We start from the raw sequence: 17,839 nt of genomic DNA, 5'->3' as shown, positions 1-17,839 counted from the left end.
TTTGGTCCAGCCAAGCTTCTCCTTGCCTACAAGAACGCGGCGGGCTCTCCAATCCTTTTTTAAAACCGGAAACTGTTATTCGAACGGGATCGATCTCAGCCATATAGAGCTGCTGCTTGCTCAAATCTACCCCATCTAAGATAGTCCATTTACCACTTACCGGATCCTTTGTATAACTCCTCATCCCAATCTGGTAAATTTCCACCGGAGTGCCGAGGGTTTTCCCCTGGAAGTGGTAGCATTCAGGAGCCCGTTCCCCCTGTACCCTGATCCAGGTTTTTTTATTGCCCCCAATATTCAGATCCGACTTAAGGGTATACCTGTAACTTTTTGCTTGGTAGGCCTTATCCAATGCTTCCTCCAGGAGAGGACCAGGCTCAATCTTGATAAACATAAAATAATAAAATACCACTCCTGCAGCAATAAGGAGAAAGATGACCGGCCATTTTGCCCGCCGCATTACTTCACTTCCATCCAATCTGAGTTCCCCCCAGGTGGATCACGGGGACGGTTCTCCCGATCCATTTTTAGATAACCGGCATCCGACTTCTATTCCCACTTCCGACCTCCCGCTTCCCACATCTCATTTATTCCCACTTCCAACCTCTCGCTTCCCACATCTCATACTTACTAACCACTAACCTGAACAACAGAAGCCAGAGACCGGAAATCGGAAGTCTGACTACGGTGCCTGTTATCACTATATAACATTTTATGCGGTTGACGGTTTATTATGAGTGACATTTTTCCGGTGCACAGTTATATAGCCACCAGCACTCTCGCCGTTGACGGTTTATTATGAAAGACATTTTTCGGTGCATAGGTATATAGCAGCTAGCACCCTCGTTGTTGACGGCTTATAAGAAAGGCATTTTATGGTAGCTGTATCTTATCAGCAAGCAGAGCTGATTAATAAAGAAAAGAAGCCTGCTTCCAATAAACAGGCCTCTTTCGGTAAATCTATACTATTACATCCATTTACATCTACATTCTGGGTTTTGCTTTTCCCTCTTCTTCATCCTCTGGTTTATCAGCAATCAGACACTCTGTGGACAGGAGCATGGCAGCGATGCTGGCAGCATTCTGCAGAGCAGAGCGCGTAACCTTGGCAGGGTCTACGATTCCGGCATCATAAAGGTCCTCATACTTTTCTGTCAGGGCATTGAAACCATTGTTCCCTTCCATCGCTTTCACCTTTTCCACCACCACAGACCCTTCAAAACCGGCATTATCAGCGATCATTCTCAGCGGTTCTTCCAGGGCTCTCTTGACGATCCTTGCTCCGGTTGCCTCATCTCCCGAAAGTTCCAGGTTTTCCAGGGCGGGAATACACCTCACCAGTGCAACACCCCCACCGGCGACAATCCCTTCCTCTACAGCTGCTCTGGTAGCAGCCAGGGCATCTTCAATGCAAGTCTTCTTCTCCCGCAGTTCGACTTCTGTTGCCGCTCCGACCTTGATCACGGCAACACCCCCTGCCAATTTGGCCATGCGTTCCTGGTATTTTTCGCGGTCGTATTCTGATGTTGCTGCATCAAACTGGTTCCTGATCTGGTTGATGCGCTTTTCAATCTCTTCGGTGGATCCTTTACCTTCTACAATTGTGGTCTCTTCTTTGCCCACCACAACGCGGCCCACCTGGCCAAGCATATCCAGGGTGACATTCTCCAGCTTGATCCCCTTCTCTTCGGAAATGACAGTTCCTCCGGAAAGGATGGCAATGTCCTCCATCATAGCCTTTCTGCGGTCACCATAGCCCGGAGCCTTGGTGGCAACACAGGTAAAAGTACCGCGCAGTTTGTTGACAACCAGGGTAGCCAGTGCTTCCCCTTCAATGTCTTCAGCTATCAAGAGCAGCGGTTTTCCGGTATGGGCGATCTTCTCCAGGATCGGCACTATTTCAGCAACCGCTGCAACCTTTTTATCGACAATTAAAAGATACGGCTCCTCCAGATTGGCCACCATCTTTTCGGAATCGGTCACCATATAAGGGGAGATATAGCCGCGGTCATACTGCATCCCTTCGACAACCTCCAGAGTGGTGCCAAAGGTCTTGGACTCCTCGACTGTGATTACCCCGTCATTACCGACCTTTTCCATGGCATCGGCAACCCATTTCCCGATCTCTGCATCATCTGCAGAAATTGAGGCAACCTGCGCTATGGACTCCTTGCTGTCCACATCTTTCGCTAATTCCTGAATTTTTTCTACCACAATTGATGTGGCTTTTTCTATGCCCCGCTTGAGAAGCATAGGATTAGCCCCTGCAGTCACATTCTTGAGGCCCTCCCGGATCATAGCCTGTGCAAGCACGGTTGCTGTGGTGGTACCGTCTCCGGCCACATCATTCGTCTTGGTGGCTACCTCCTTGACCAGCTGTGCCCCCATGTTTTCCCAGGTATCTTCCAACTCCACATCCTTAGCGATGGTCACTCCGTCATTGGTGATCTGGGGAGGACCGAAAGGTTTTGATAACACTACATTGCGGCCTTTAGGTCCCAGGGTCACCTTTACAGTGTCCGCCAGGATATTAACACCCTTTTCCAGAGCCTGGCGCGCATCATGACGGAAAGTCAGTTCCTTGGGCATCGTGTAACCTCCTTATAAATTTAATCAACGATAGCAAGTATGTCCCGCTCATTCACAATAAGAAATGTCTCTTCTCCATCCTTAACCTCTGTACCGGCATAGCGGGAAAAGAAAACCTTGTCCCCGGTATTAACTTCCAGGGGGACCTTATTACCGTTTTCTATCAACTTCCCACTCCCCACAGCTACCACTTCCCCTCTTTGGGGCTTTTCCTTTGCGGTGTCTGGAAGGACAATGCCGCCTTCTGTTTTTTCCTCCGCTTCGACAAGCTTGAGGATAACTCTTTCGCCCAGCGGTTTAAGGCTCATAACTGGCACCTCCTTTAAGGTTACTCTGCATTATTAGCACTCATAACTATTGAGTGCTAGGAATCTAAATACAATAATAATATAAAACTATATATTTCTCAATAATTTTTTCCCCATTGAGACTAGATTATACAAAGAAGGATGGTTATCATAGCTATAGGTGAATATTACCAGTCAGCGATTGTGAATATTGTTTGCGCATACTGGAAATATTAAAGACAAGATTCACAGCGGCTTTTTAGGCTTTACAGTCTTCTTCCTAAAGGCATTCCCTAAAGGAGGTTCTGTAGAGCTAAGCGGAAAGACTGATTCTTATCCTGATTTCTTGATAGGGTTTGAATTAGTCCAGACGCAAAGCTGCTGTGAATCGTTATTTTGATCCGGCTTCCGGCCTCTATCTTCAGGGTGGAAAGAGGGCTTTTAGCTATGGCGCACCTTTGATCACGCGGTGTTTCCGACCTCTATTTTCAGGGTGGGCAGTTGCCACATTATAGCAACACCGGCAAAGGATGAAAATAGGCCGGAAACAGCGGGAGGTGGATTTTCCACGACTTCCGGCTTCCGGCTTCCGGCCTCTATTTTAGATTGGCTTTCACTTACATCTGTCTTTATTTTTTAGGAACAGCATTTTTCAGCAGATCTTTTGCATCTTGATCAGAAATGTCGGAGTGGTAGAACAGAGAATAGAACTCCTTAATTTCTTTCGTTAAATCATAATTATAGATATCTGGATAAAGGGCGTTCCCCAGCCACTTCAACCCAAGGATGCGGTTAACCGAAGGCGGCCTGTCAAACCAGCTGAAAGGTGCACAGGGAATTTCGTAGACCTTGCCCTCTTTAACAGCTTTTAGTTCTTTCCACTTGGGATCTTCCAGCAGCTGCGGGTAATACCCGGATTGCTCCTGATTCCAGGTAATAATCACATCGGGATCCCAGGCCAATACCTGCTCAAGGGAAACCTCTGACATCCCCATGCCACCCTTTAGTTCAACATTCGCGATATTAACCCCACCTACCAGGTCTAATACCTCTGTATGTTGCGATCCCTTTGGATCGGTCTGTAAACCCTTTGCACCCTCAGCGTAGTAAACACTGACACGCTTACCCTCTTCTATCTTCTTGGATTTTTCCTGTATATCACTGACTGTATCTTTACAGTACTTAGCCATTTTCTTAGCGGCCTCTTTCTCACCCAGGAGGTCACCCAAGAATTCATAGGTCTTGTCCATCTTAGTCAGACTCCAATCTGCCAGGACAACGGGAATACCCAACTGCTCCTGGATGGTGTCAGCCTGTTTCGCTGAATTCTCATCCATATACCCCATGGAGATTACTACATCTGGTTTGACCTTTAAAATCTCCTCTATATTACCGGTATTCTTAGCATACCAGCCCCCCACGACCGGAAGCTTTTGATATTTTTCTTTTATAAACCGCTTTTCACCCTCGCGGAGTTCGGTATTCCAGCCTACCATTTTGTCCGGACAAAGAGTATATAGAATAATGCCGCCAGGAGGACCGGAACTCAACACCCTCTCGATCTTAGACGGGACTGTAACAGTTCGCCCGCCCATATCGGTAATTGTCTTTTCCGTTGGTGTTACATCTGCCTTATCATCTGCGGCGCATCCCACAAGTGCTGCTGTAGCCAGAAGAAGCACCAGGGATAGCGCAAACAGTCGTCCCCACTTTCTGTTTCTCAACAATTTTAACCCTCCCTTTTTTTCAGTTGGATCGATGGTCGTGAAAATCTAGCCATAACATGCTGCGCTTTTTGCATCTGTAAAGCTTTCCATAGCTGCCCGCTTTGTCACCGGGACACACACCCGCGCTTGTTGTCCGTTGCCGATACTTGCTGTGATAATCTTCACATCCACCCCATACAGCTTTTTTAAATTCTCCTCAGTAACAGTCTCTTCCGGGCTGCCTAAGCCAAAAACCACCCCCTTATTGAGGAGCATCACCTTGGAAGCACAGCTGAAGGCATGGTTCGGGAAGTGTGAGGACATCACCACACCTATGTTCAGATTTGATAGATACTCAATATGCTTAAGCACCAACATCTGATTGCCAAAGTCCAGGCTTGTTGTGGGTTCATCCATCACCAGAATGCGCGGCTGCTGGGCGAGTGCCCGTGCAATGAGCACCAGCTGTCTCTCCCCACCGCTGATCTCTGTATAAACCCTGTCTTTAAGGTAAGAAATGCCCAGCTTTTCAATTGCCTCCAGAGCGATCCTTTTATCCTCTTCAGAAGGAGTAGCAAAGGTCCCCAGATGAGCGGTGCGGCCCATCAAGACCATATCTACCACATCAAAAGGAAAAGTAGGGGCATGGGCCTGTGGTACATAGCCGATCACCTGGGCGATCTTTCTCCTGGGCCAGGTGCGGGTGTCAACCCCATCCAGCAGAATCTCTCCATTCTGAAGCTTAAGAAGCCCCAGGATGGTCTTAAACAGTGTCGTTTTCCCGGAGCCGTTGGGGCCCAACAGGCACAACACCTCACCCTCACTCACAGAAAATGTGGCCTTCTTCACCACCGGCTTCCCATCGTAACCGCAGGTGGCGTTTCTCATCTCCATCCTCAACTCCATCCCCTCCTGCTGCGCATCAATAAGATAATAAAGAACGGGGCACCGATTATTGAAGTCAAGATCCCTAAGGGAATCTCCACTGAAGCCATCAGCCGCGCCAGGTCATCCACCAGGAGCAGATAGGAACTCCCCATCAATATAGATGCCGGCAGTAAAATACAGTAGTTTGGCCCCACAGCCATTCGAGCCAGGTGCGGTACTACCAGCCCCACCCAACCGATCAGTCCGCTGATGGAAACAGAAGCCGAAGTCATCAGAGTAGAACACACAATCACCAATAACCTCAGCTTTTTGGTATCCAGACCCAGTGCTGTGGCCTCCTCCTCACCCAGGGAGAGAACATTTAAGCGCCAGCGTATCAAAAAAAGCGGAATGGCCCCGATTAAAATGGGAATTCCAGCTGCCATGACATCTTTGTTATCTATGGAGGCCAGGCTTCCCATCAGCCAATAGGTGATCGCCGGAAGCTTGTCGTACGGATCAGCCATATATTTAAGCAGAGAAGTTCCTGAGGTAAAAAGCGTTCCGATCAGGATCCCCGAAAGCACCAGAGCCAGCATAGGGTCGTGTTTGATCCTGCTGCTCACAGCCCAGGCCAGCATCACTGCCGCAAGCCCAAAGAGAAAGGAAAAGATCTGGATGCCGAAATAACTGTAAGAAAAGAAAATAGCCAGGGCTGCCCCAAATCCCGCCCCTGCGGAGGCACCTAAGATATCCGGGGAAACAAGGGGGTTTTTAAACATTCCCTGATAAGCGGCACCTGAAGTGGCCAGGGCCGCCCCTACCAGCATCGCAGCTATTATCCGCGGAAGACGCACTTTAAAAATAACCGTATCAATGGTTGAGGGCCAGGTGTGTGCAATAGGGAAAACCTTAGCCGCCAAAACTGTAATCAACTGCTCCAAAGAAACGGGATAGCGCCCCAATGGAAAAGAGAGCAAGAAAGCAGCCACAGGCAGAGCAACTAAAATGATCCACTTCCAGCGCACCGAACTTGCAGAGGTTGTCTTTATCTCTTTAGCAATTGACATACTTTGCCCCTCCAAGCAGCCACCTTCCCAAGTGGCCAGGCTAAATTAATTGCTTAAAACTGCGGGAATGGTTCTTGTGTTTATTTTCAGGCAACAGATATTTTCCAACAACCAGCCACTAACAACCAACCACTAAACTATTCTTGATATTGAATCTCAATGCTCCGTGGTCGAAGATATGACGGGTACCACCCTCTGCTGCCACCCTCCAGACGGCATCATCCACAACAACTGTGCCGGAGAGAACATCCACACCATAATCAAAGAGAAATGGTGCCAGGGGTGTACTGGGACCAACCAGTACAACAAAAGCCCCTTTGCTCAACTCCAAGAGCCGCGGGAGTGTTTTGTTGATCATCGTCACCCCTGTTATGAAAACAACATCCTGACGAGGCAAGAGATCCTCACATGCCGTATCCGGGAAATCCCCCGGTTGAGGGTTGCGCTCTAGAATGGATAGCTCACATATGCCGGCAAACTTAGAGAGCCCCGGAAAATGCCCGACCACTGCTACCTTTTTACCGCGCATCAACTCTTCAAAAAACTCGAAGGCATCCCCTTCCTGTTGGTCAGCGATGGAACACCCGGTAATCTCTTCCACCCGCTGCGGGGTATTCAAGACTGAGTTGATTGCCGCCACTCCCAGGGTGGCATTGAAAAAGTTCCATGACTTAACCTCTTCAGCCAACCGGCGCACCCGCATACCTGTAATTCCCCCCGCATTTGTGCTACAGTGTTGGCAACCTGACTCCGAAATTGTCATGGCCAGTCCGCTGGTCAGAGAGCGCACAAGTGCCCAGTGCTGCCCCACTAAACAGTCCTCAACAATGAGATTTTCAGGTATCTGTGTAATCAAGTGGTCGTATATTTCCCACATCCGCGATCCCTCCAAGATAAGTTTCTCTTGTACAGACAGATATAGCTAAATGTTGACAGTTAACCCCCGGTCTACTGTTTGTCTTTTAAAATTGAGTTAGCAACTAAAGCCTTATATTGGTCTTCTGTCAGTTTGCTGTGATAGAACAATTCATAGTATTTAGCCGTTTCTTTATAAAGATCGTACTCAGCCTTGTCCGGATAGAGCAGTTGAGTAATCCAAATCATACCCATGTAGCGGTTGACAGAAGGTGGGAAGCCCATCCAGTTGTAGGGACCCATAGGCACTTCGTAGTATTTGCCGTTTTTAATTGCAGTCAGTTTCTGCCAGGTTTTATCCCCGGCAACACTGCTATAAACACTATCCGGGGCAAAAACGATCACATCGGGATCCCACAGAACAATCTGCTCCATATCAACAGGGTTTCCCGTACCCTTGCTGGAGATGTCCTTTACAACTGCCACATTGTTGCTGACCAGATCAAGAATCTCTGCGTGAAAAGAGCCCTTGGACAACGTTACATTGAGCCCATCCCCACCGGTGCAGTATATTAAATTGACTTTTCCGTCATCACCAACTTTTTTCATGATATCCTGGGTTTTACTGTAAACACCTTCGCAGTACTTAGCCAGGACCTCAGCTTCTTTTTCCCGGCCGAGAAGTTTACCCAGCATTCTGTATGCTTCTCCCATTGTCTCTGTTGTCGCTTCGATATGGACAGTGGGTATGCCCACCTGTTTGGTAATGCCATCCATATCCTCAACGATAGAAGACTTTGATTGACCAACATCGATAATGACCTGGGGGTCGACCTTGGCTATTTCCTCCAGGTTCAAATCGCCCTTTCCTCCGTAGAATTGACCCAGCACAGGGAGATTATAGTATTTGGTATCCAGATACTGCTCGGCAGCAGGATCCCATTTGCCGGAAAGACCAACCAGCATATCGGGAGCCAAAGCAAATAGGGCAATTTGAGCCAGGGGACCGGAGGGAACAATCTTGGTAACCTTGGCGGGAACTTCCACCTGGCGTTCTGCAGAGTCAGTAAAGGTTACGGTTTTCGGCTCTGTAGTGGTTTTTTCAGTATCACTGTTGCTGCACCCCACCGCCACTGCCATGAGTAAACTCAAACAAACCACAAGAACTATAAGAGAAATCTTTTTCTTGCTCATTGACTTTACCTCCCTTGATAAAATTAAGAGCAAAACCGATAGACACAATCCTCATCAACTATACTTTTTGGAATACATACCCTTGCTTTATCCTGATAAAGGCTCTCCATTTCCACCTCCACTCCATAAAGGTTGTAAATCAAATCTTCCGTATATATCTCAGCAGGTGTACCCCAGGCCAGGACCTTTCCATCCTTCATGGCCATCACTCTGTCTGAAAACAGGAATGTCTGGTCAGGGTTATGGGTCGATTGGATAATGGTATAGCCCTCTTTTGCCAAAGATTTGATCTCTGTCAAAACGCGAACCTGATTGCCAAAATCCAGGTTGGAGGTGGGTTCGTCCATCACGAGGATTTTGGCCTCCTGCGCCAGAGCGCGTGCCAATAAAACAAGCTGCCGCTCACCACCGCTTATTCTGGTGAATCCCCGGTTTTTCAGGTGATAGATCCCCACCCTTTTCAGTGCTGCATCCACAAGCTTTTTCTGCTTAACGCCAGGGCTGGATATAGCAGATACCTGAACTGATGTGCCCATGAGCACCATATCAAACACACTGTAATTAAATGACGGATAGTGAAATTGGGGTATATAGGCGATCAGCCTCGCCATTTCCTCGATCCCCAGGCCCTTGATATCGATACCATCCAGCAGTATTTGACCCTTGTATCCGGTGAGTAAGCCAAGGATGCAACGGAAGAGAGTGGTTTTCCCTACCCCGTTAGGGCCCAAAACAGACAGTAATTGGTTATCCTGTGCCGTAAAATTAATATCATCAAGCACCTGGTTCTCTCCATAGCTGAAACTTAAATTTGTTACCTCAATACTCAAAAGGCATCCACCTCCCTGGTGATTAAATAGATGAAGAAAGGAGCTCCAACAAAGGCAGTAAGTATACCCAATGGTATCTCTGTAGTAAGAAGATTCCTGGAAACGTTATCCACCAGCAGCAGAAAAATGGCGCCAAATAAGATGGAAGCAGGCATCAGATGGTTATAATTGTTCCCTACAAGTTTTCTTGCTAAATGAGGGATAACCAATCCCACCCAGCCAATCATACCGCTGACCGATACACTGGCCGCTGTAGTCAGAGTGGCACAGATAATAACAATGATCCTGATTTGATTGGCGTTCACCCCCATGGTCCTAGCCTCATCGTCCCCCATGGTAAGTACATTCAAGCGCCACCGTATTAGAAGCAAAGGGACAAGCCCAATGATCATGGGTATAATAGCAAATTTAATATCACCCATCTTTGCCCCAGCTAGACTGCCCATCAGCCAATAGGTTATTGCAGGAAGCTGATCAGTTGGGTCCGCAACCAATTTGATAAATGATGTGCCTGCGGAAAAAAGGGAACCGACAATGATTCCCGAGAGAATCAATCCCAAAATGCTTTTGCCCTTGACTCTCTTGCTGATCAAATAGACTAAAGATACTGTTAACAGACTGAAGAAAAAAGCACTGACTGTGATCATAAATCTGCTTCCATAATTCAGGATGGCAAGAGCGGCACCAAAGGCTGCACCCGCAGAAGCACCCAAAATATCCGGAGCTGCCATGGGATTTTGAAAAACACCCTGATAAGCTGCCCCTGCCGCGGACAGACAACAACCTACCAGACAGGCCAAGATGATACGGGGCAAACGTATATTGATCAGAACCATTTCCACCCGGTCCGTCCAAAACAGTTCAATGGGATAGATTTTGGACAGCAAAATCCCCAACACTTCTTTGGCAGGAATCGGGTAGCGTCCCAGACGAAAAGAAATAATAATTGTAATCACCAGCAGAATTCCTAAACCGATAACGATAAGAGTATTCCTCTTAGACTGTTCCAATCTCTTCCCACCTATAAAAAACAATAATCAAAGAACCGCGGCCGAAAGGTAATAGGTCCCCTGAGCACAAGCCCTGCATAAGGTTCTATCACCCTCGATTACCTCTCTGCCATCAAGAACCTGTTCACCGCAAGACTCACAGTTTACCATGTTGCGCGGTTTTCCGGGCAGATCTTGGAGAGGAATATCAACCTTGACCTTCTGCCACCTGAAAACAACTTCATCTGACAGCGAACCCCAGTATTGAACAATCTCCTCACCATGTTTCGGATAAGGGCACCCGGGAGAGACCGCTACACGCAGGGCATAATCCTGATTCAGGTCCACAAAGGTTGCCGCTGCCTTACCCAGGTCGACCCACTTCAACCGCCTTTTACCCATGGTGCATCCTGTTACAACACTAACAGCATCAGTAACACAGCGATCCATCTCTACATAGACCACCAGGTCGCGGTAATTCAGGGGATCATCAATACCCAAACTTTTTAAAGCTAAGCGCGCCATCCTCACCCCCCAAAACCATCCCCCGAACAAAGGTGGCCGTGATATTCAACAGCTGCTGCGAGATCCTCTTCCAGTGTACGCATCGATTTTTCTTCCTCCCTTTGATTGATAATGGTGACAAAGGATAACGAAGTGACTGTCCTTTCGCTATACATTAAAATCGAAGCTAGAAAAGAGCAAAATTTGTCGCCATATATTGGTGCCTTTCATCGCTATCCAATTCCCCTGGGCTGCTGGCAGCGTAAATGACACCGTGGAAATAAAAATAACCGGAAACACAAACTGGCTGTAAGTGTTATCCGGTCATTCTAAATTCATTTCAAAACCCACTCCTTTCCAAACGGGAGGTGCAGCAGTTTCCCACTACACCCTATCGGCAACACACCACTGCTTATCCAAAGTTTAGGTGTGAATGCTCGGAGTGCCTATCCAGCACAGAGTCTGGCTTTCCCGCCAAACCCCTATTCCCTTTGTCCCTTAAAAAATGATAAATAATCGACAAATACCAACTGCTATTTAATATTCGCCATCTTCGTGTTGTATCCTTCCTGCAAAATAAAATTGTGTTGTTATGGTTGAATTATCCCTTTTTATCCTTGATTTTGGTTATTGATGGTTCAGGCGACTCAACCCACACAGTCCCCGTGATCCACAAGAAGTGAGAACCCTCCCCGCGTCTCACCGCGTCACAGAACTTGGATCAAGAGGGATCAAGAGAAACCGTCCCCGTGATCCACCGTGAGACGCGAGAACCCTCCCCGCGTCTCGCGTCTCAAAACCAAAAAGGCACTCACTGGGGAGTACCCTTTTGGTGTTTAATGAATTAAGGGAGGATTCAAAGCTATCTTTACCACTCCGGAGGCAGTTTTTTGAGTTCTGCCAGGCTGAAAACAGGGCCATCAAGGCAGATAAACTTACTGCCGATATTACAGCGGCCGCACTTGCCGATGCCGCACTTCATGCGCATCTCCAGTGTGGTGATTACCTGCTCATCTGTGAAACCAAGTTTCTCCAGAGATTGGAGTACAAACTTGATCATGATGGGCGGTCCGCAGACCACCGCAACCTTCCCTTCAGGTGATGGTTTCAATTCCTCCAGGTAAGCGGGCACAAATCCCACCATCCCCTTCCAGTCATCATCACCGCGGTCAACAGTCACATAGACCTCCATATCCTTTACCTTCGGCCAGTTATCGAAAAGATCATATTTAAACACCAGGTCCGCTGGAGACCTTGAACCATAAAGGACCTCCAACTTACCGAATTCATCTCTGTTGACAACACAGTGATTGATCAGTGATCTGAGGGGTGCCAGCCCGATACCACCGCCGATGAAGAAGATGTCTTTCCCCTTCATGATCTCCACCGGGAAGTTGTTGCCGTAGGGGCCGCGCACACCAACAGCTGCCCCCACATCTACTTCATGGAGGGCATCGGTCATCACACCGACTCTTTTGATGCTGAACTCCAGGTAATCATCCCCCTGCCAGGTGATAGAGAACATCGCCTCCCCTACAGGGACGAGGGACAGCATCGCCAACTGCCCGGGCTTGGGAGTGAAGGGCTTCCCCCTTGGGGTTGTGACATGAAAGGTTTTCACATCAGGTGTTTCATCTATGATTTTTGTAATGGTGCCCATCTCAGGTACCAGTGGATTTTGTTCGGGATTAGCCATCTACGGTCACCTCCTCCAACTGGTTGATAAAAGCGGCGATATTCATCCCTGCCGGACATTCGCGCAGACAGCGCCCGCACCCTGTACAGAGGAACATCCCGTAGCGCTCCTTGAAGAACAGCAGTTTATGGAGGTACCTGTTGCGGATCCTCTCCACTTTAGAAGGCCTCACATCATGACCGCCGGCCATCAGGGCGTAATCATTGAACATACAGGCATCCCAGGTACGGTACCTGAACCCATCACAAGCCCCGGTATTCTTGCAGTTGATATCGAAACAGTGACAGCTGGGACAGAGAAATGCACAGGTGCCGCAGCCGATGCACTTCTGGCAGACCTCTTCCCAGATGGGGTGTTCGAACATTTTCTGTAGTTTTTCAACAATACCCTTGCTGTTTGCTTGTAATTTAAAAGATGGGGCCTGCGGTTTCTTTTTATTGGTCTTGCTCAAATGAGAATCTATCTTCTTTGCGATCTCTTTTCCTTGATCAGTTTTTGCCTCAAAACCATACTCTCCGTCGAGATCAAACATTACAAGATCAGCACCTTCGGCCTCTACAGGGTTGACCCCCATATCTTTACAGAAACAGGTCTCCTCAGCCACAGTGCATCCCAGTGAAATGATAATCAACCGATCCCTTTTTTCCTTATAGAAACTATCAACGTAAGTTCTAGTCAGAAAAACCTCATCCAAACACCTGATAGCCTGGACATCACAGGGGCGCACCCCGAAGACAATGATCTTCTCGCTGCCAGGGGGTGAAGGCTCCGCAGTGTTTTCCTCCCCGAACTTATAGTTATATAAAACCTCCGTCTGAGGGAAGAGGACATCTTTTGGTGACATGGTTGTGTTATGCTCCAGGTCTACCTGGACATCGCTTTTCCAGGGAACAAACCTGCTCATATCCCCTGTAGCGCTTGAGGGCACATATAGTGTCCCCTCTTTGGCCAACTCCTCCAGCAGCGCGGGAAGCTTTTCTTTGGAAACAGCTTTCATCTTAAAACCACCTCCTTGCACCATTTCCTACATGAACTCTTCGGGGTCACCGGTTTTATACTCAGTAAGCGGTGGCCTCTGTTCCAGATCCATTCCGGCTTCATAGGGTCCGAACAACTCATTGATATCCTTGATCAATTTCCTGTTCAACTGCATTAGTGGCAGACCGGCCGGACAAACGCGTTCACACTCGCCACATTCAATACAGCGGTCAGCCACATGCCAGACCCGGATCATATGAAAGAATTGGTTCTGGGCAACATCTACTTCTTTGTCCAGCCAGCGTGGTTTGCTGCAGTCCAGCAGACAATCCTTGCAGCTGCATGCCGGGCAGATATTCCTGCAGGCGAAACAACGGATACACTTATCGGACTGTGCCTGCCAGTAAAGGTATTTTTCATCCGCAGATTTCTTCTCCAGCTCACTCACATCGGCAAACCTGTCCTTTTTTGGTGGTTGCTCAACTGGAGAACCAAGCAGTTCATCATAAAGGACCGGGTTAGGATGCTGACATTCCTCGCACTTCTTGGCTTTAGGCACCTGGCCGGCATCTTTGTAATATCCCCTCACAGCTGTTTTAGGGTCTTTTAAGCCTGGACAGGGAATACCGATCAGGTAAAGATTCTCCCGTTTGACCTGGTTATCCTGAAGCAGTCTAACTACAGCGCGGGAATCGCAGCCTTTGACAAAAAGAGCAACCTTGCTCTCCTGATTCCGCTTATCCAGCAGGTAAATGGCCAGGTTGTTGATAGCAAAGTCATCCCACACCAGTTTCTCAGCATCTTCAGGCTTATCGATGAACACCGGGGGTGTTGAATAAAAGAACATCCCCTTTTCCCAGCCGAGAACCCTATCCACTTCACCCTTCTCCAGCAGTTCCTTCGCTTTCGTTCGCATCAGCCTGGTAATCTCATCCATAGTGCTCCCTCAACTTTCTGTTGGGGCCCAGTGCCCGGACCTTATCGGTCAGCTCCTCTACCGTATCCACAAACTTCTGGGCTTCAGAACCGGAGACCCACTTGACCATCAAGCGGTCCGGCTCCAACCCAAGATATTCCATCATCCTGGTCACTAAAGAAAAACGCCTTCTTGCGAAATAATTGCCACTAACATAGTAGCAGTCTCCAGGGTGTCACCCGGCCACCAGTACCCCATCGGCTCCCTTTTGAAAAGCCTTGAAGACAAACTGGGGGTTAATCCTCCCAGAACAGGGAACCCGGATGATACGCACATCCGGCGGGTACTGCATGCGGTTCAAACCGGCCAGGTCCGCACCCGCATAAGCACACCAATTGCAGCAAAAAGCAACAATCCTGGTGTTTACAGACACAGGGCATCCACCTCCGCCAATATTTGCTCATTAGTAAACCCTTTTAAGTCAAGCGCACCGGCGCGGCAGGCCACCGCACAGGCTCCACACCCCTGGCAGAGACCGCTGTTAATAGAAGCCACCTGCCGCTTACCGCGGGCTCTGTCTTCGATGGTTTTGAGTTCAATAGCCTTGTAGGGGCAGATGGAAACACAGAGGCCGCAGCCTGAACAAACCTGCTCATTCACACCTGTAATGAGGGGACTGGTAGCCATTTCATCCTTGGAGAAGAGCACAGCCACTTTAGCTGCTGCTCCACTGGCCTGGGCTACAGTATCAGGGATGTCCTTCGGTCCCTGGCAGGATCCCGCCAGATAAACACCACCTGTAAAGGTTTCCACAGGTTTCAGCTTGGGATGTGCTTCCTGGAACCACCCGTCACTATCGGTGGACAGGCCGAACAGCTGACCGACACGACCCGAATCTTTACTGGGTACCATGGCGGTTGCTAAGACCACCAGGTCAGCGTTCACCTTGACCGGGCGCCCCAATAAGGAATCCTCACCACAAACCACCAATTTATCTCCCAGTTGATAGATACGGGATACCCGTCCCCGCACATACTGGGCGCCTTCATTTACAGTACGCTGGTAAAACTCGTCATAGGCCTTCCCTGGTGTCCGTACATCCATATAGAAAACGATAGCCTGGCCATCTTCGATCTTTTCCAGCACCTGATGGGCATGTTTTGCAGTATACATGCAACAAGTGCGTGAGCAGTACTTCTTCCCTTTGGTATCGTCACGGGAACCCACACACTTGATAAATACTACTGTTTTCGGTTCTTTCCCATCGGACGGTCTAATAATTTTGCCCCCGGTGGGTCCTGATGCGTTAACCAACCTCTCGAACTGAAGGCCTGTGATCACATCCGGATATTTGCCATACCCATATTCACCGTATGACTCCTTCCAGTCCCAGAGGTCAAATCCGGTACCCACAACAACCGCACCGAAGCGGTCCTCGATGATCTTATCCTTGTCCTCAAAATTAATGGCATCCCGGGGACAGTTCTTGGCACAAATACCGCACCTGTCCTTTGTAATCTTCCGACAACGCTCCGGATCGATAACCGGCTTATTGGGTACCGCCTGGGCAAATGGCTTATAGATGGCAGTCCTCTGGCCCATTCCCTCGTCAAACTCACTCGTAATCCGTTTGTTCGGGCATTTCTCAATACAGACGCCACACCCTGTACAGAGGTCATGGTCCACATATTTAGCTTTTTGCCGTATTTTAACATCGAAGTTGCCGATATAACCGGATACTTCCTCAACTTCACAATAAGTCATTAAGTTAACATTAGGGTGCTGTGCCACAGCACTCATCTTTGGGGTACTAATTCAGGCCGAACAATCAAGGGTGGGAAAGGTTTTATCCAGCTGGGCCATCCTGCCCCCGATGGTCGCCTCCCTTTCTACAAGTGTGACCTTGTACCCCGCATCAGCGATATCCAGGGCTGCCTGCATCCCGGCAATACCCCCACCGATGACCAGAGCCTTCTTTTCAACGGGAATATAATCCTCTTTGAGAGGAACAACATGAGCTACCTTATACACAGCTGCCCGAACGAGATCCAGGGCCTTAGCTGTTGCCTGTTTCTGATCCTTGGCATGCACCCAGGAGACCTGCTCCCTGAGGTTTGTCATCACCATCAGATATGGGTTGCAACCTGCATCTGCCATGCATTTCCGAAAAGTTTCTTCGTGCATACGGGGAGAGCAGGAGGCCACCACAATCCTGTCCAGGTTATGCTCTTTGACCATTTGCTTGATCAAATCCTGGCCAGGCTCAGAACACACATACTGATAATCAGTGGAATAAGCCACATAGGGAAACTTTTTTGCCTCCTCCGCCACCCAATGGCAGTCCACTGTGCTGGCAATATTTGAACCACAGTGGCAAATAAATACACCTATTCTTTTCACCAGGCTCCTACCCCCTTTACGCTTTTTCTTCTACTTTTTCTCGTTTGCTGATCCCCTCAACCAATGGTAAGGCATCAACAAAATGCCTGTTCAAGCCAATTTCCTTTGGACTTGCTCCAAAGGATAGGGCCATCAATTCAGTAAAATAGAACACAGGTAAATTAAAATTAGTTTTGTATTTCTTATTAACCGTCAACTGGTGGAGATCCAGGTTCATCAAGCACATGGGACAGGCGGTTACCAGACACTCTGCACCGCAGATTTCAGCAACACGCAATATCTCATAAGCTAAGGGCAGTCCGTCATCAGGTGACAGAGTAATCTGCCCTGCACCACAGCATTCGGTTTTATGCGGCCAGTCCACAGGTGTGCCACCCAGACTGGAGATCAGACCATCCATACTCTGAGGGTCCTCGGCGCGGTCAAAATGACCCAATTTTGCGGGCCGCACCAGGTAGCATCCGTAATAACAGGCCACCTTTAATCCATTGAGCGGTTTTACAACATCTGACTCGATCCGCTCCAAACCAACTCCATCAACAAAAACCTCCAAAAGCGACTTGGTGTTGTTGGCAGCATGGTAATCCATGTCGATAGCCTCTGCCACACGCTGCTGTATTTTTTCATCTTGCCGCACTTCCGCCTCTACAGTCTTAAAACGGCTGTAGCAGGCAGCACAAGGCACAGCCACATCCATGCCCTCTTTTTCAGCCAGGGCTAAATTGCGGGCAGGCAAAGCAAGGGATAATAAATGATCCTTTGCATGGGCTGAACTGGCACCACAGCAGTTCCAACCAGGCAGTTCCCATAAATCAAGACCCACTTTGCTCGCACACCAGGCGGTGGAAAGCCTGAATTCGATACCTGTGGTATCCAGCGAGCAACCAGGATAATAGGCAACTTTCATCTCAATCAACCACTCACTCTTCTCCCGAACCCTTGCGAATATTTTCTTCAC

17 protein-coding genes, 1 pseudogene and 1 riboswitch are annotated in these 17,839 nt (G+C 48.6%); all 18 genes and pseudogenes read right to left on the bottom strand.

Annotation, left to right across the window (positions count from 1 at the left end):
- A partial coding sequence (locus SSCH_RS16255; RefSeq protein WP_198142166.1) for a hypothetical protein occupies window positions 1-478 on the bottom strand: 478 nt, incomplete at its 3' end.
- Between the two features lie 506 nt (window positions 479-984).
- Window positions 985-2,589, bottom strand: coding sequence for a chaperonin GroEL (groL, locus tag SSCH_RS04490; protein WP_044664433.1), 1,605 nt, complete (start codon window positions 2,587-2,589; stop codon window positions 985-987).
- A gap of 20 nt (window positions 2,590-2,609) precedes the next feature.
- A complete protein-coding gene (gene groES / locus SSCH_RS04485) occupies window positions 2,610-2,897 on the bottom strand; it encodes a co-chaperone GroES (RefSeq protein ID WP_044664432.1) in 288 nt (95 codons plus the stop codon).
- A 608-nt stretch (window positions 2,898-3,505) separates the two neighbouring features.
- Window positions 3,506-4,603, bottom strand: a complete 1,098-nt coding sequence (locus tag SSCH_RS04480; protein WP_044664431.1) for an ABC transporter substrate-binding protein — start codon at window positions 4,601-4,603, stop codon at window positions 3,506-3,508.
- Window positions 4,604-4,648: 45 nt separating this feature from the next.
- A pseudogene (locus SSCH_RS04475) lies at window positions 4,649-5,428 on the bottom strand (ABC transporter ATP-binding protein); the annotation flags it as partial.
- A 50-nt stretch (window positions 5,429-5,478) separates the two neighbouring features.
- Window positions 5,479-6,519: a FecCD family ABC transporter permease gene (locus tag SSCH_RS04470; RefSeq protein ID WP_044664429.1), complete on the bottom strand. Its 1,041-nt coding sequence runs from the start codon at window positions 6,517-6,519 to the stop codon at window positions 5,479-5,481.
- A 118-nt stretch (window positions 6,520-6,637) separates the two neighbouring features.
- Entirely contained in the window at window positions 6,638-7,396 is a 759-nt protein-coding gene (locus SSCH_RS04465) for a DUF364 domain-containing protein (RefSeq protein ID WP_044664428.1), read from the bottom strand.
- A gap of 71 nt (window positions 7,397-7,467) precedes the next feature.
- Window positions 7,468-8,568, bottom strand: a complete 1,101-nt coding sequence (locus tag SSCH_RS04460) for an ABC transporter substrate-binding protein (protein WP_044664427.1) — start codon at window positions 8,566-8,568, stop codon at window positions 7,468-7,470.
- Window positions 8,569-8,591: 23 nt separating this feature from the next.
- A complete protein-coding gene (locus SSCH_RS04455) occupies window positions 8,592-9,398 on the bottom strand; it encodes an ABC transporter ATP-binding protein (protein ID WP_044664426.1) in 807 nt (268 codons plus the stop codon).
- Entirely contained in the window at window positions 9,395-10,408 is a 1,014-nt protein-coding gene (locus SSCH_RS04450; RefSeq protein WP_044664425.1) for a FecCD family ABC transporter permease, read from the bottom strand. The genes SSCH_RS04455 and SSCH_RS04450 overlap by 4 nt, the downstream gene beginning before the upstream one ends.
- 27 nt (window positions 10,409-10,435) lie before the next feature.
- A complete protein-coding gene (locus tag SSCH_RS04445) occupies window positions 10,436-10,912 on the bottom strand; it encodes an FmdE family protein (RefSeq protein WP_052835306.1) in 477 nt (158 codons plus the stop codon).
- A gap of 2 nt (window positions 10,913-10,914) precedes the next feature.
- Complete coding sequence (locus SSCH_RS18130; protein WP_156972092.1) at window positions 10,915-11,067, bottom strand: hypothetical protein; 153 nt, start codon at window positions 11,065-11,067, stop codon at window positions 10,915-10,917.
- A 158-nt stretch (window positions 11,068-11,225) separates the two neighbouring features.
- A riboswitch (molybdenum cofactor riboswitch) is annotated at window positions 11,226-11,346 on the bottom strand.
- Window positions 11,347-11,759: 413 nt separating this feature from the next.
- The gene (locus tag SSCH_RS04440) at window positions 11,760-12,587 is read right to left on the bottom strand and encodes an FAD/NAD(P)-binding protein (RefSeq protein ID WP_044664424.1); all 828 of its coding nucleotides are present in this window, start codon (window positions 12,585-12,587) and stop codon (window positions 11,760-11,762) included.
- Window positions 12,580-13,584, bottom strand: a complete 1,005-nt coding sequence (locus SSCH_RS04435) for a 4Fe-4S dicluster domain-containing protein (protein ID WP_044664423.1) — start codon at window positions 13,582-13,584, stop codon at window positions 12,580-12,582. The genes SSCH_RS04440 and SSCH_RS04435 overlap by 8 nt, the downstream gene beginning before the upstream one ends.
- Window positions 13,585-13,611: 27 nt before the next feature.
- On the bottom strand, window positions 13,612-14,502 hold the full coding sequence (locus SSCH_RS04430) for a 4Fe-4S dicluster domain-containing protein (RefSeq protein ID WP_044664422.1): 891 nt from the start codon (window positions 14,500-14,502) through the stop codon (window positions 13,612-13,614).
- Entirely contained in the window at window positions 14,495-14,914 is a 420-nt protein-coding gene (locus SSCH_RS04425; RefSeq protein WP_232294217.1) for a hydrogenase iron-sulfur subunit, read from the bottom strand. The genes SSCH_RS04430 and SSCH_RS04425 overlap by 8 nt, the downstream gene beginning before the upstream one ends.
- Window positions 14,905-16,881 (bottom strand): CoB--CoM heterodisulfide reductase iron-sulfur subunit A family protein, encoded by a 1,977-nt coding sequence (locus SSCH_RS04420; protein WP_084710931.1) that lies wholly within the window; start codon window positions 16,879-16,881, stop codon window positions 14,905-14,907. The genes SSCH_RS04425 and SSCH_RS04420 overlap by 10 nt, the downstream gene beginning before the upstream one ends.
- A gap of 16 nt (window positions 16,882-16,897) precedes the next feature.
- The coding region (locus SSCH_RS04410) for a CoB--CoM heterodisulfide reductase iron-sulfur subunit B family protein (protein ID WP_232294215.1) at window positions 16,898-17,839 on the bottom strand (942 nt) is incomplete at its 5' end.

Source organism: Syntrophaceticus schinkii, from assembly GCF_000946815.1.
Classification (GTDB): domain Bacteria; phylum Bacillota; class DSM-12270; order Thermacetogeniales; family Thermacetogeniaceae; genus Syntrophaceticus; species Syntrophaceticus schinkii.
The sequence above is the reverse complement of the archived record's forward strand: the minus strand, read 5'-3'. Positions and strand labels throughout refer to the sequence as shown.